Annotated in this window: 12 protein-coding genes; 3 read left to right on the top strand and 9 right to left on the bottom strand. The window is 56.6% G+C overall.

The window, feature by feature from the left end:
* Positions 1-167: 167 nt before the first annotated feature.
* Positions 168-575 carry a nuclear transport factor 2 family protein gene (locus tag IVB50_RS00475; protein ID WP_247293575.1) on the top strand — a complete coding sequence of 136 codons (408 nt, stop codon included), beginning with the start codon at positions 168-170 and terminating at the stop codon, positions 573-575.
* Positions 576-1,392: 817 nt separating this feature from the next.
* Here the strand turns inward: IVB50_RS00475 and IVB50_RS00470 are convergent.
* From IVB50_RS00470 to IVB50_RS42230, 3 genes are all read right to left on the bottom strand, one after another.
* The gene (locus IVB50_RS00470) at positions 1,393-2,652 is read right to left on the bottom strand and encodes a Glu/Leu/Phe/Val dehydrogenase (RefSeq protein WP_247293573.1); all 1,260 of its coding nucleotides are present in this window, start codon (positions 2,650-2,652) and stop codon (positions 1,393-1,395) included.
* Between the two features lie 236 nt (positions 2,653-2,888).
* A complete protein-coding gene (locus IVB50_RS42235; RefSeq protein WP_253076210.1) occupies positions 2,889-3,215 on the bottom strand; it encodes an enoyl-CoA hydratase-related protein in 327 nt (108 codons plus the stop codon).
* Complete coding sequence (locus IVB50_RS42230; protein WP_253076209.1) at positions 3,194-3,691, bottom strand: enoyl-CoA hydratase-related protein; 498 nt, start codon at positions 3,689-3,691, stop codon at positions 3,194-3,196. Before IVB50_RS42230 ends, IVB50_RS42235 begins: the two co-directional genes overlap by 22 nt.
* Before the next feature lie 612 nt (positions 3,692-4,303).
* Between IVB50_RS42230 and IVB50_RS00460 the strand changes: the two genes are divergently transcribed.
* Positions 4,304-4,474, top strand: a complete 171-nt coding sequence (locus IVB50_RS00460) for a hypothetical protein (protein WP_247293571.1) — start codon at positions 4,304-4,306, stop codon at positions 4,472-4,474.
* 381 nt (positions 4,475-4,855) lie between these two features.
* Here the strand turns inward: IVB50_RS00460 and IVB50_RS00455 are convergent, their stop codons facing one another.
* Entirely contained in the window at positions 4,856-6,388 is a 1,533-nt protein-coding gene (locus IVB50_RS00455) for a porin (RefSeq protein WP_247293569.1), read from the bottom strand.
* A 477-nt stretch (positions 6,389-6,865) separates the two neighbouring features.
* Between IVB50_RS00455 and IVB50_RS00450 the strand changes: the two genes are divergently transcribed.
* Positions 6,866-7,348 (top strand): MarR family transcriptional regulator, encoded by a 483-nt coding sequence (locus IVB50_RS00450; RefSeq protein ID WP_311739364.1) that lies wholly within the window; start codon positions 6,866-6,868, stop codon positions 7,346-7,348.
* Positions 7,349-7,640: 292 nt separating this feature from the next.
* Here the strand turns inward: IVB50_RS00450 and IVB50_RS00445 are convergent, their stop codons facing one another.
* The 5 genes from IVB50_RS00445 to IVB50_RS00425 all read right to left on the bottom strand — a co-directional run bounded on the left by IVB50_RS00445 (position 7,641) and on the right by IVB50_RS00425 (position 13,552).
* Positions 7,641-8,711, bottom strand: coding sequence for a hypothetical protein (locus tag IVB50_RS00445; protein ID WP_247293566.1), 1,071 nt, complete (start codon positions 8,709-8,711; stop codon positions 7,641-7,643).
* A gap of 329 nt (positions 8,712-9,040) precedes the next feature.
* Positions 9,041-10,819: an ABC transporter permease subunit gene (locus IVB50_RS00440; RefSeq protein ID WP_247293564.1), complete on the bottom strand. Its 1,779-nt coding sequence runs from the start codon at positions 10,817-10,819 to the stop codon at positions 9,041-9,043.
* Between the two features lie 22 nt (positions 10,820-10,841).
* Positions 10,842-11,987: an ABC transporter ATP-binding protein gene (locus tag IVB50_RS00435; RefSeq protein WP_247293562.1), complete on the bottom strand. Its 1,146-nt coding sequence runs from the start codon at positions 11,985-11,987 to the stop codon at positions 10,842-10,844.
* A 79-nt stretch (positions 11,988-12,066) separates the two neighbouring features.
* On the bottom strand, positions 12,067-13,107 hold the full coding sequence (locus IVB50_RS00430; RefSeq protein WP_346771291.1) for an ABC transporter substrate-binding protein: 1,041 nt from the start codon (positions 13,105-13,107) through the stop codon (positions 12,067-12,069).
* A complete protein-coding gene (locus tag IVB50_RS00425) occupies positions 13,064-13,552 on the bottom strand; it encodes a hypothetical protein (protein ID WP_247293558.1) in 489 nt (162 codons plus the stop codon). The genes IVB50_RS00430 and IVB50_RS00425 overlap by 44 nt, the downstream gene beginning before the upstream one ends.

Genomic DNA, 13,552 nt, shown 5'->3' with positions numbered 1-13,552 from the left:
GAAATTAAATGTGTGTTCGCGACAAGAGTATCGAATAGAATGAAAGCGAGGCTTTCTTCATACAAGCGCTCTTCGTTTAGCGAAGGTTTTTAGTTTAAGTCCAAAGAGCTCGCGAAAAGCCGAGATTCTTGGAAGAAACGTTATCGTGAAAGTGAAGGGACGATAGGATGATAGAACGTAGCCATTCTGATGAAAGCGCCGCCACGATAAGAGAGCTTCGTAGCCTATCAAATGTGGCGATCGCATCGCGTGAAATACAAGATATTCTCGCAATTATGCATGAAGACATTAAGGTCATCACGAGTTATGGAAAAGTTCATGATGGGGTAGGAGATGCAGGTCAAGCTTTCGCGAAGGCTTTCGCTGATCCAGATTTTGTGACTTACGTGAGGCAGCCTCTTTCTATAGACGTGCAAGGCTTGGAAGCTGCTGAAGTAGGCAATTGGAGCGGGGAGTGGAAGAAAGAAAAGATTGGGGGCACTTATCTGGCGCGTTGGAGTCGCGGAGCTAAAGGATGGCTTGTTGTCGCGGAACTTTTTATACCATCGGCTCGCACAAGCTTAGGTTTATCCTGACTAAGAACAACTAGTTGTCCTGAGTCACAAGTTCGCAATCATAGATTCGCATTAGAGTCGCGTCGCCGTGCCAAGAATGGAGGCAAACAGCGACGGGGTCTGCAGTGACGGTCTATCGCAACCTGCTACCTTGATTCTGAGCGGTGAGAGCGTGCCGAACTGACCCGGCTGACGATGCGGCGGAAGACGGCGCAGGCGCTGGCTCTGAGAGCCCAGATCCTGCTGGCCTGCGGAAAAGGCGGTCAGAACAAAGAAGTGATGCCCTCCAGCATGTAGCCAAGCTGAGCAGCTGAGCTGGGGTGATTGTCACTACGCCATCAGCGGACGAGGGCCACAGGAATCGGCCGCGCTTCCAGCCGCTCGCATAAAGCGACCTACCCAGTCCATCATGCAAAAGGATCTTGATCAGCAAACTCGATCTCGATTGACCCGCCACTGCTGGCGCTGGACAGGGCGATCGGCCCAGATTCCGTGACCACCATCAATGAGGGTGAAACGCCATACCGCCACGCTGTAGCCGCGACTTGGGCGCGGCGCCTGTAAGCTTTCCAGGGCGATCTTGAGCTTCTCATCCTCGGACCAGCGCCGCCGCCGGCCCACGTCCACCACTTCACGCCGTTCGACTCGGGCACTGCGCCTATAACCTTTCCATAGTCAAATAGTCAACCATGTATTGCGAAATGGGCCTGCGGCGTCAGCTGCTCGATAGGCCGGCCATTCTTATCCACTCTCTTTATGACTTTGACAGCCTTCAGGTCGGACTATTAGTTGAAGCTAAGCCATCTAAGGAGATGCTTTGGACTGGCAAGGGATGATGCTACGGAAACAGCCCTCGTGTCTCCTTTGCACCACGTACGCGCTCCACACCTATCGCCAAGGCCGCGGTGCGGTTGAACACCTTGTCTTGCTTGCTTCTCGCCAGGACGCGCTCGAAGGCACGATCCAGGACTTGATACTCCCGCCGCATGACTTCGTCCTCTTCCCAGAACAATCGCTGGAGATCCTGCACCCATTCGAAGTAGCTCACCACCACTCCTCCCGAGTTGCACAAGATGTCGGGAATGAGGAAGAGCTCGCCTTGACGTTGTTCCAAGACCAGATCGGCTTCGGGAGTGGTGGGGCCATTGGCTCCCTCGGCGAGTATCCGGCACCGCAGATCAGCGGCAAGTTTCGCATCGATGACTCGTTCTACTGCAGCTGGAACGAGTACATCACAAGGGATGGTCAGCATCTCTGCAGGGTCAAATCCGAGTTCGTTGGAATACCCCGCTAAGCTTGCTTGTAGGGAGGCGTGTCTGACCAGCTGTGGAATGTCGAGCCCTGAAGATCGATAGAGTGCGCCTGTGTGGTCGCTGACTGCAATCACTTTGACACCCATATTGTGCAACTCGAGTGCAGCAATCGAACCGACGTTGCCAAACCCTTGCACGACAGCCGTCGCGCCACCCAGATGTACCTTGATCTCGTCTGCGGCTTTGCGGACCAAATGGGCGACGCCCCTTCCGGTGGCCTCCCGACGCCCTAACGTTCCGCCGGCGCTGACGGGTTTTCCGGTCACGATCTCGGTGACCGTCTGCCCCTGATACATCGAGTATGTGTCCATGAACCACGCCATGATCTGCTCGTTTGTACCCATGTCCGGCGCCATGACGTCAGTGTGAGGGCCGACAAAGGGGATCATTTCCTGCATGTAACGACGCGACAGCGCTTCAAGTTCGCGCCTCGACAAGGTCGAGGGATCGACACTAATGCCGCCTTTGGCGCCGCCGTAAGGAAGTCCCACCAAGGCACATTTCCAGCTCATCCACACGGCGAGCGCCGCCACCTCGCCGAGGTCAACGCTCGGCGCGAACCTGGTCCCGCCTTTTGTCGGGCCGAGTGTGAGATGGTGCTGCACACGATAGCCCTCGAAAACGGCGGTGGTGCCATCATCACGATGGATCGGACAGGAGACAGTGACCGCGCGTTTCGGCATTAGCAGCCGCGCCCTAGCGTCTTCGGGTATGGACAGATATTCCGCGATCACCTCGAATTGCTTGGCGGCCATTTCGAAGACAGGTCCACTGTAGGCGGTCACGATAGCTCCTTACTTGGTTGTGAATCAGCAGGTGTTTGGCGCCACACCTTGATTGAGTGCGGGCTCGACGGGGTTTCCAGACGGTCCTTCATGAAGCAACATTAAGGATGCGTTCCGTTGCTTGTCGCAAACCACAATGCCGAGAAGCGTGCTGTTGCACCGAGGGATCTTCCGAATACCCGGTTCACTGTCGCTGCAGACGCCAGCGCTTTGTGCCTCAAGCTCCGGCATGGTCACTATTTGCGTGATGCATCCTTGCCGCGGGAGATTCCAGAGGCGATGCCTTGATCTCGCATCCGGCTGTACTCATCCGTAACATGAGACAGTTGATGAGTGTCGAAATGGCTCTGAAGTGAGGTTCGGAAGCCTTGAATGTCCGCAACTCGCTTCAACGAACGCTTAAGTAGCCTGGCCGCGAAAGGGTATGCGGCGATAGCTTTCTCGGCGAGCTCGGTTGTCTCCGCCTCTAGCCGCTCTCGATCGACGAGACGGTTGATCATGCCAATGCGATAAGCCTCTTCGGCAGACAGGCGCCGCCCCGTTAACAAGAACTTACGCGCCATGCGCAACCCCATGACCCAGGGGTGGACCAGGACTTCGACCGCCGCCGTGGCGAGACTCTGAACACCGGATCGGCGAAAAAGGCGTCGTTAGAAGCCACAACCATGTCGCACATGTTGGCGACCATGAAGCCGCCAGCAACACAAGCCCCTTGAACCGAGGCGATTGTTGGTTTGGGACAATCCCAAATCCGAAGCGCATAGTCGAAGTAACGCCTTTCCTCATAGGCGTAGCGTTGCTCAACCGTGAAAGCTGCGCGCGTTGCCTGCGCCTCCTTCAGATCATGACCGGCGGAAAAGTGATCACCTTTGCCCGCGAAGACGATCGCCCTGATCGCATCGTCCCGGACCGCGTCCGTCAGCGCCGAATCCATCTCATCGAGGAGCTGCCAGCTCTCCGCATTCCGAACCTGCGGCCGGTTGTGAAAAATCCAAGAAATATTGCCACGCCGTTCAACTGCAACGGTCTCGAAGTTCATACTAGTTCACCCGTGTCGGTTCACGAAAACGATTCACTTAAGCTCGGACGGACGAGCGCGCCTCCACCGCCCCCTGCGAGGCGCACGCATCGAGCGTAGGGTCAGCTTGGTTGCGTCAAGATCTGAGATTCTCGATGAGTTCACCGACAGAACTCAAGAAATGCTCAAAGACTGATGAGATGAAATCAATGTCCGCTCGATGGTGACGCGTGTAGTGCCGTCGGGGAAGACGCGCAGGGCGCGGGCGAAAGCCTCCCGTGAACGGAGACCGATGGAGTTGTGGCCTTCAGAAGCTGCGCGTTGCGGCATGATTTCTCCAGCGTTCAAGTCGGTTGTGTATCGCTCGGCATGCCTTGGTGTACCGCAGTCGGCGTATCCGCCGATATCTGATGGCTTCCGAGAAGCGCATGTCGTCAATCGACGAACATTCCTTTGGGTCGGATTAGCTCGGCCAGACAAATGCTGGCGTAAGGTCGATGGTCTCAGAGTCCATGCAAGCGCTCCTTGCTCAACAGGTCATGCCCGAGTCGTCGCTGAGTGAACCAGTGGTCGGGAAGTGTTATTGCCGAGTGTAACCGCAATCCGATCTAGAATGATGCAACCAGACGGGGCTTGGCGCTTGAAGTCTGCGAGAAAACCGCATTTCTTAAAGATTTCAGCTATGAAGATCGCTCGCCGTCCGATGCCCTTCCCAATTGGACTCTAGGTGCAGAGGCAAACCCGCAAACCGGCTGCTCAATTGAGCGCTTCGCATTGGAGAGCGCTGGCTTCCTGCTGTGGTGATACTGGGCTGTCATGATCATCGCTCCTTCTCGAGCGACTAGCGGACCGCTTTCCCCTTCGACTTTGCATCGGGGGATCCAGGCGGTAGCAGGGCGATGCAGAGCAAATCCTTTGGGGGCATCGGCCCTTATCGGATGTAGTCGGAGTTTCTATCTAAAAACCAGCACGGGTCATGTCCCGCTGCGGGCCTCCGAGGCACGCCAGTCGGAGTGCTTTGCTCGCCTACGCAAGTTCGCGCAGGAAGCCCGGGGGATTGATTTTCACGTTCCGCAATTACAATTCGCACCAAATCAAAGGCCTCCGGCGGGCATGCCGGAGGCCTTCTTGGAGGTTAACCTAAATTGATAGAGCCACTTCTCCTTTGCTGGTGCGTTAGAAGACTTAGAAATTGCGCTGCGCGCGGAACATCACCTGCAGGCTGCTCTGATCCTTCAGCTCGTAGGTAGCCGCAGGCTTGGCGATGCCAGCCTGCACCGGCAAAGCGACCGTGCTTCCGCCGGCATACTTCTGGTCAAGCATCGTGTAAGCGAGTTCGGTCGTGAAGGTCAGGTTTTTGACGGGATTCCAGCGCGTCGCCACGCCAACAACCGAGTAGTTGAAGTCGGGATTGCAACCAGCAAGGCCGCTCGACAACGCAAGCGTCGCAACGAACGCGCCGCAGATGTAGCCCTTGGCTGTACCGTTGTAGCGCACGGCACCAAAGCCACCGAAGATGGCGCTGTTCCAATACGGGTTCCAGTTGTGGGTGTACGCGCCATTGAAGCCGTATGTCGTCGTCAATTGCTGGCCAGCGCCGGCAACGAACACAGAGTCAACGACGCCAGCGAGACCGAGGCTCTGGTAAGCCCCTCCCAATCCCGTGCCGCCGTAGATCGCATAAGTGAACGGCGTATATGACTGGAAGTTGTAAATGCTCGCGCCGTTCGTGTAGACACCCTGGAGGTTGATGGTGTCGCCAGCGCCGGTCGGAATATTCTTGATTGACAGCGCAAGCTGACCAGCCCAGCCCCACTTGTCGCCCGGATGCCCGGTCGTTTCATCGACCCCATAATAACCAGCGTGATTGTCATGCGCGGCGACCGACGCCTGGAAAAGGCCCCAAGCCTGGTCGACCCGCAGCATGGCTACGAGGTCGGGAGCGCGCGAGCCGCCGGTGTCGTACGCCCCGTAAGTGCCCGTTGCAAGGCCTGCAGCAGTCGCACCGCTCACGTTCCAGATGCCAGTTGTACGTTGAACCTGATCCTCGGCCGAGAATGAAGCCGTGATGCCCTGGCCGAAGTCAGCGGTATAGGCGAATTGGTTGACGGCCTCCCAGCCTCCGCCGCCAGGCATGCCATCGAAAGAGTTACCAGGATAGTTGGTCCAAGGCGAGGAGAACTGCGACTGCGCCCTGCCGAAGGTGAAGCCGGCAAACTGCATGAAGGCGTAGTACACGGAGAGTGAACCACCAGAAATCATGCCGCTGCCACTGCCGGCGGGATTGCTTCCGGAGTAGGCAGTCGCGCCATTGATCGCGGTGCTCCCGGCTCCGCTATAACCGCCCGCCGTCCAGGTGAAGGCCAATTCTGCGTAGGTGCGAAGGACACCATACTCCGTGGCTGTGCGCGTATCGGTGCTAAAGTCGAAACGAGATTGCGCCGTGTAGTAGTTGCTCAGGCGGTTGTGTGCGCCTGCGACACCACTAGCCGCCGCACCCCAGACGCTGTTCGTGCCCAGTTGGGTCGAAGCGCGCACGTAACCACCGAACTTGATGCACGTGTCGGTGCCGGGGATGTAATAGAATCCGGCGCCATACAGCGAGCAGATTTTCACGTACTCAACCGCCTTGGCCTTCACGGGAAGATCGGCGGCCTGTGCCCCGGCGCCAGCAAACATTGCGGCCGAACCGAGGATAAAGCTCTTCATCAATTTCATGTTGAACCTCCAAGTTGGAAACGTCGTTTCCGTCCTTCAAAGATCCGCCCCTGCTCGCCTCACCTACTGGCGGGTGCTTGACGGACGACGTCGAGGCGCCCCCTCTCCGTCAGCCCACGGTCTAATTGGTCGCACCAATTGCTGCAATTAATTAATGAATGAAAGCATTGTTTGGCTGTCAACTGTGGCATTTCAGCGACACAGCTCATTCTGCAGTGCGACATTAGGCAGTTTCGCGAAACAAAGAACCTCCGGGGGGCATCCCGGAGGTTCTCCTTGGAGATTTTACATGATCGCTGAAGAGCCCCTCGAACGATCTAAGCAGAGCACTAGCAAAATTAGTTACATATATCAATTGATTTTTTACATGGCATCCATACCCAATGGAGCCTTTCAGGGGCGCCTGAACCCAGATACGAAGGGGAAATGTCACGCAGCGACTTACCGGGCGTCGCTGGGTTTGGCGGGACAATCAACATGGCTGAAAAACAAACAATCGACAGGGCCGTCAGGGACTTCATCTGGAACGTTGTCGAGATCCATTCCCAAATCGAGGAAATACATAAGAGTTGGGCGGAGCTACTGGGCTTGACCGAGCCACAGTGGCTGATCCTCATGGCTATCGACGAACTCGACCAAGGTCGCGGTGTCTCGGGGATAGCAGTTGCAAGCAAACTCCGAATTCATCCCGCGTTCGTTACCAACCAAACGAAAAAGCTAGAGGTGATGGAGTTTCTGGCGCGCGAGCCGTCGCCAGATGATGCAAGGTTCGTTCAAATGTCCCTGACTGAGAAGGCGCGAGCAGAAATCTCAAAGCTGTCGAGCAAGAGGGAAGCCCTGAACTCCGCGCTGTTGGAGGGGCTGGACCAGGCGTCGCTAGACTACCTCAACAAGCGGCTGACCTCGATCGCGAAGAATAGCCGAATGGCATCCCAAAAACTGAGTATTGGCGCATTGTAGGCCTGAAAGGGTGACAGCCTCATCCAGCCTGGCCGTATCCATCACTTGCTCCCGACCAAGGTGGACAGATTCACTTGCCAACGCTGGCGGCGGGGGTCGAGCGCGCACTTGAGTCCATTTTGGCAGGACCCATCGATTGAACTTCTCCAGGCCGCATCGCCCCCTCGGCACCACTGCACAGGCCCCATCTAAACCCGCAAGACAATCGATTTCGCCTACGATCCGTCGATCAGAGACAACTAGGACTTAATGAGAGCTCCTGCGAAAAGATCGGGAGAGAACCGCATCGCCGCTAGCCTATGATTCGCCCTGAAGTTGATTTTCGTGCGAGCTTCTGCTCCAGCCACCTGAAGATGCAGTCATCTGAGCTAACGAAGTTGTCAACCTCCTCGCCCAGGCCTCCTCGCATGAGTTGCGGCATGACCAAGTCCACGTCGATGCGCGCCGCCATGCAAACAGTTTGCAGTTTGATCGCCTCGGACACGCTGACGACGCCGCGCCCACCGGCTACCACGAGTATTGGACAATTCGGCAGTCGAGCCAACCGTGAGCGATGCCCCGACACCATATCCCTGTCTGCGCCGTCATCGGTCGACGTGATCCAATCGATGGAGCTCAGGGAGCGCGTCCAATTCCAAATGCCACCATCACAAACCGCCGCGACAATGCGGCGATCGTGGGCGGCAAAATCAGTAACTAAAGAGGCCGATAACCCGTCTCCATAAATGCCGATCCGACCACTATCAACGTCAGGCCGAACCGACAAAAGGTCCAAACAATGGGACAATACGATTTCGGATCCACCGCGTGCGTGATTTGCGATGTTCTCGTGGGAGACAACCAAGACGGATATCCCCCGGCCAACCACCACAGGCAAGAGCCTGCCTAGCAATGTCACTCCCTCCTCTTCTTCATTGCTGACGCAAATGGCCGCCGGCGCGCGCGAGTTGGGAGTTCCAGCAGGCAGATAGTAGGCGATAAACTCCCCCAGATCACCACACGCGATCTGTACGCTTTCCACCTCATGACCAAAGGATAGTCCGATCCTCTGAAGGCCAGCTTCGACTTTGGCTGAAACGTCCGCCCGTCGCGGATCATCGTCCGCGACTAGCCTCCTGGCGACCTCGAAGGCAGTGAGCGCGCAAAGCCAAGCCTGCGTGGCTTCATCGTATTTCTTTTTGGTTATGTTGAGGTCAGCAAGACGGCAGTAGGCATCGCCGGTCCCAGCCCAGGTTGCGCCCCAGTTCTGCCGAGCCAATTGGGCGCGATCATCCTCTGGCAGTAGACCATCCAGGAACGCCGAAGCGTTTTGTCGTACGGACTCAAGATCGCCCCTGACGTGAGACCAAGCACCAAACTCCATCGATTTGCCCCTCGGTGAAGATCTTTACCCCTGCACAGCCCGCACCCGTCATTCAGCTGATCCTATGGAGATCGACTTTTTGTTTAGAGAATTGCTTCTCAGAGGCGTGTTGTCTTCATCTCCTTGTAATAAATTTACCAAGAACTGGGCGCCGAAATCTCCCCATGGAGAGGCGTTCAACTTAGAAATTCCGTGTCCGAACGGGGCTGTACGAGCTTTTTCTGCGCGTCGGCCCATTCGGCTTGGAGAAGCACGAAATGCGATAGGAGGAACTGGCGCAACCCAAGGGACCAGCAGGTGTTTAAAGAGCGATCTGGGAGGTTAGCCGTTTAAGCAGCGGTTTCTAGAACGGAGCCAGCAACTTTCGGCCTTGACCTCCACCAAGTAACGTACAAAACGATTAGCCAAACCACAGGCAGAAGCACGAGCATCGATGCTATCGCGGCAATCGTCGGGTCGATCTCATGCCGCATGTTTTCCCACATTTTCAAAGGCAGCGTGCGGATCGAGAATCCGCTAACCAATGACGTTTTGACGACTTCGTCGAAAGAGTGAAGAAAAGCAAACAGGGCACCGCCGATAATGCCGGGCCGCACCAACGGCAGCGTCACTCTCGTAAACGTTCGAAATGGATTGGCCCGCATACTCTTTGCCGCCAGCTCCAAACGTCGGTCGAAATTTGCTAGAGTCGCGGAGACGATCACGACTACATAGGCGGTAGCACCGATGCTGTGCGTCAGGATGATTCCGGTCTTCGTACCTATGAGTCCAAACTTGAGCAGTCCTAGATAGGCTCCAATACCAACAACGATGCTTGGAATGGTGATCGGGGTGAGGATCGCCATTGTGATAATACTGCGTAGTCGAGGAAAGGTACGGCTGAGGCCATAGGCCGCGAGCGTGCCGACGATTGTTGACAGGAAGGCGACCGCCACAGCGATCTGAATGCTGGTCCAGGCAGCTTCAGTCCAGGAGGACGTGTTGAAGAAAGAGCGGTACCACTGGAGTGAAAGAGCTGATGGCGGAAATTGCAGCGAGGGTCCGGCGCTAAACGACATGACAATGACCACAACGCTCGGAAACAGCAGGTAAAACATGACAAGCGCAACAAAGGCCGCGCCGACCGTTCTCCACGAGCCACTGTTATCGGCTGCTTGGTACAGCGTCGCGGCCCACCGCTTCGCCCGATAACGACCGGCAAACTCATTGAGATGCTGCCCAGGAGAGCCGAGTGAGCGCCACCAGTTCTGTGGAGACTTCCATACTGGTTTCGGCGCCCGACCTTGAGCGCCGGCCAGATCCAGTCCGAAAATCGCAAGCATAACTCCGGCCAGTCCCAGCAGAATGAACGCTGAGGCAGCAATACGCGCGAGATCAAAAGAGTTATCGACTTGAGCCGCAATGAAAGTTGACAACATGGCGTCGCCTAACCCGCCTAGCGCGGCTGGCGTTACGTAGAAGCCAAGGCAGAGGACGAAGACCAGCAACGAGCCACTGCGAACGCCGGGCAAGCTAAGCGGGAAAAAGACCCGCCAGAAGGCGGCGAAGGGGCGTGCACCCATGCTACGGGCTGCTGCTGCGAGTGACTTGTCGATTCCCAGCATGACACTCACTAAGGGGAGCACCATGACCGGGAGCATGATGTGGACCATGCCGATGTAGACGGCCAGGCGATTGTAAATGAGAGGTATGGGGCTAGAGATGAGCCCGAGATCGAGCAGCAGATTATTGATCAGGCCTCGATCGCCAAGGATTACGATCCAGGCGTAAGTGCGCACCAGAAAACTGGTGAGGTAGGGAATTACGACGAGTACCAGAAGCACCATGCGCACGCGCTTCGAGGCAGCCGCGATCAGATATGCCGTGGGATATCCTATAAGGACGCAGATCGCTGTAGCAACGACGCTCACCTCAATCGTCTGCAAGAGCACACGAACATTCGCTGCGCGGCTGAAGAAGGCCTCGTAATTAATGAGCGAGATGGTCGGCGCATTGAGGCTGGTCAGAAATAGCAGAACGGCCGGCACACCAAAAACAGCAAGCAGAATGGCCAAAGCGGGAACGGTAAGCGCAATGGACATCCGGCCAAGCTTATGAAGAACGTTCATGAACCGTCTCCTTTGTGGCGTCCTACGCAGCAACGAATCGCACATCGGAACGCAGCCATTCAAGTCGCACCTCCTCGCCTGGTTGCAAGGCCGGTCGTCCCGACACGACGTGCTCACGCGCGACAAGCATGGTGCTGCCGACACGCACGTGATATTTTCGCAGTGGACCCGCATAGATCATGTTTTCCACGATCCCGATGACGGACTGGCGCAGATCCGCGTCGACCCGCTTAGGCGCATCGAGTGCGGCGACGCAGATTCGCTCCGGCCGAATCATGGCAATAGTGTCGGACGGTTGCGTGGCCTCGGATTCGATCATGAAACCAGGGTTCTCAAGAATGTTCGCCTCGCCCAAAAACTTCGCTACGAACTGCGTTGCCGGCCGGTCGTAGATTGCCTCGGGTGTATCAGTCTGTTCGATCGCGCCGGCGCGCATCACAACGATACGATCCGATAGCGTGAGCGCTTCGTCCTGGTCGTGCGTCACGCAGACAGTGGTGATACCAAATTCCTTGTGCAGGCTCTTGATCTCGCTCTGCATCTGTTCGCGCAGGTTGCGATCCAGTGCGCCGAGCGGCTCATCGAGCAGAAGGATCGGCGGGTCAGCTATCAGGGCGCGAGCCAACGCCACACGCTGTTGCTGGCCTCCGCTCAGTTGCGACGGCATGCGGTCCTCGAGACCGCTGAGATGCACGCGCGAGAGAATTCGATCCACACGCGCCGTCCTCTCGGCAGCTTTCATGCCACGCATTTCGAGCGGAAATTCAAGATTGCGGCGTACGTTGAGGTGCGGAAACAGGGCATAGCTTTGAAAGACAATGCCCTGATCGCGGCGGTACGAGGGAACGGCGGCGACGGATTTTCCAGCGATGAAGATGTCGCCTTGACTTGGCGCCTGGAAGCCGGCCAGCAGCATCAGAGTGGTCGTCTTACCCGAACCACTTGGACCAAGAATGGTCAAGAACTCGCCGCGGGAAACGCTCAACGAGAGGTCCTTGACTGCAGCAACCGATCCGTAATTCTTGGTGACGTTCCGAAACTCGATTTGTGCGAGAGCCACGTCCTTCTCCTTCGCTTCATTGTCGGCAATGGAGGCGGAACTGTTGACAGCCACGCTCGAAAAACCATTAGCAGGTTGCTGATTGATGAAAGCCAAGGCGTTCGACATGGCGGCTCCTTCAACACATGGAACTGCCCGGCGACCGATGCATCCGGTCGCCGTGGCAGTGGTTTCAAGACTTTCAGCCTCAGCTAAGAATCCAATCGTTCCAGCGTTCGCGGAGCCGATCGGAATTGGTCTTTCCATCCGCCCCTTTCTGGCTATACCATTGCCCATTCATGACAATGCCGGTCTTCAAGTAGTCGGGATGGCTCGGGAGTTTACGCGCTAGCTCTTCCGGCAGCAGCTTGAACGCGTTTCGATTGGTCGGGCCTTCCGGCCACAAGCGAGCCAATGCAGCTTGGCGTTCCCCCCGGGTGGCGAATTCAATGAATTTTTGCGCCTTCTCAGCATTCGGGCTACCCTTGGGGATAGCCCAACTATCCCACTGCAGCTTGGACTGCGTCCGGTTCATTTCCATCGGCGCGCCTCTCGAAATCACCACCCCCGTTCGCCCGCTATAGGACTGCATAAGGTCGGCCGCCTTATCGGTCATGATCTGCTGGATCTCGGAGCCGACGGTCCACCATTTACGAATATGCGGTTTGATCTTGTCTAAACTTGCGAAGATCCGATCGATGTCCATTGGATAGATCTTGTCTGGAGCCACGCCATCCGCCAACAGTGCCTCTTCCCAAGGGCCCTCGCCACCGCCCCGGCCAGAGACCATTGACCGGACGCCCGGGAATTTTTTGACGTCCCAGAACTCAGCCCACGTGGTCGGGCGCGGCTTGTCCGCGGGGAATTTTTCGGTATTGTAGACCATGACATAAGAAAAGATCAGCTGCCCCACTCCAAAAGGGTGCTTGACGAATTCGAAGAGACCGTCCAGCTCGTCCTTCTTGAACTTTGAATAGTCAATCGGCTCAAGGAGGCCTCTTTCGCTCCCGATGATAACAGAGCCTTGAGTGATCGGAGCGACGTCAACAGTAACGGTTTTTGAGTTCACCATGAGCTCAAGCTGCGCGAAGGTGATCTGGTCGGTGATCGGGGTGACCTTGATTCCCGTCTCTGCTTCGAACGGCTTTACGAAGGTCTCGATGTATGCCTTCGCGATGTCGCCACCGTAGACGACGACCCGCAGCTCATCCGTATTTGCCGCCAGCGCGCCGCCGGCTGTGGAATTCATGGCACCTGCCAACAGGGCGGAGGAGCCGGCCTGGAGGACTCGCCGGCGGTTCATCAAAAGGCTCATGGTTCACTCCCTTCTGGTTGCGATTGTGTAACATTTCGGCGGTTATTACCTTAGCGAAAACCTTAATGGCGCTTCGAAGCCGATTTTCTCCGATTTGAGGGGTACTTCGGTTAAAATAGTGCGCCGATTTGCACCAATGCGAAGCTTCGAGCTCGCAACTCGAGGGCGCGGAGCGCAAAACAGCAAGCGCAATTTTGTCTTCATCATAGCCAAGCTGGCCGGCCAGCACAGCTTGCGTATTCTCGCCGCGCAGCGGCGGGGTGCGGTATTCAGTGATCGGTGTCTCCGAGAAGGTCAGCGCGTTGCGGATCGAGGCCAGCTCGAATTCAAAGTTGTGCTTCAGAACACCCGCATGCCGCTCGACGACGTGCAGATCCAC

This window comes from Bradyrhizobium sp. 87 (assembly GCF_023073015.1).
In the GTDB taxonomy this organism is placed as follows: Bacteria; Pseudomonadota; Alphaproteobacteria; order Rhizobiales; family Xanthobacteraceae; genus Bradyrhizobium; species Bradyrhizobium canariense_D.
The sequence above is the reverse complement of the archived record's forward strand: the minus strand, read 5'-3'. Positions and strand labels throughout refer to the sequence as shown.

What these genes read in the sequence shown, in the direction of transcription:
- IVB50_RS00475 (WP_247293575.1), top strand. Translation starts at nt 168, where the DNA reads ATGATAGAACGTAGCCATTCTGATGAAAGCGCCGCCACGATAAGAGAG.
- IVB50_RS42235 (WP_253076210.1), bottom strand. Translation starts at nt 3,215, where the DNA reads ATGGCGCGTAAGTTCTTGTTAACGGGGCGGCGCCTGTCTGCCGAAGAG.
- IVB50_RS42230 (WP_253076209.1), bottom strand. Translation starts at nt 3,691, where the DNA reads ATGAACTTCGAGACCGTTGCAGTTGAACGGCGTGGCAATATTTCTTGG.
- IVB50_RS00455 (WP_247293569.1), bottom strand. Translation starts at nt 6,388, where the DNA reads ATGAAATTGATGAAGAGCTTTATCCTCGGTTCGGCCGCAATGTTTGCT.
- IVB50_RS00450 (WP_311739364.1), top strand. Translation starts at nt 6,866, where the DNA reads ATGGCTGAAAAACAAACAATCGACAGGGCCGTCAGGGACTTCATCTGG.
- IVB50_RS00445 (WP_247293566.1), bottom strand. Translation starts at nt 8,711, where the DNA reads ATGGAGTTTGGTGCTTGGTCTCACGTCAGGGGCGATCTTGAGTCCGTA.
- IVB50_RS00440 (WP_247293564.1), bottom strand. Translation starts at nt 10,819, where the DNA reads ATGAACGTTCTTCATAAGCTTGGCCGGATGTCCATTGCGCTTACCGTT.
- IVB50_RS00435 (WP_247293562.1), bottom strand. Translation starts at nt 11,987, where the DNA reads ATGTCGAACGCCTTGGCTTTCATCAATCAGCAACCTGCTAATGGTTTT.
- IVB50_RS00430 (WP_346771291.1), bottom strand. Translation starts at nt 13,107, where the DNA reads ATGAATTCCACAGCCGGCGGCGCGCTGGCGGCAAATACGGATGAGCTG.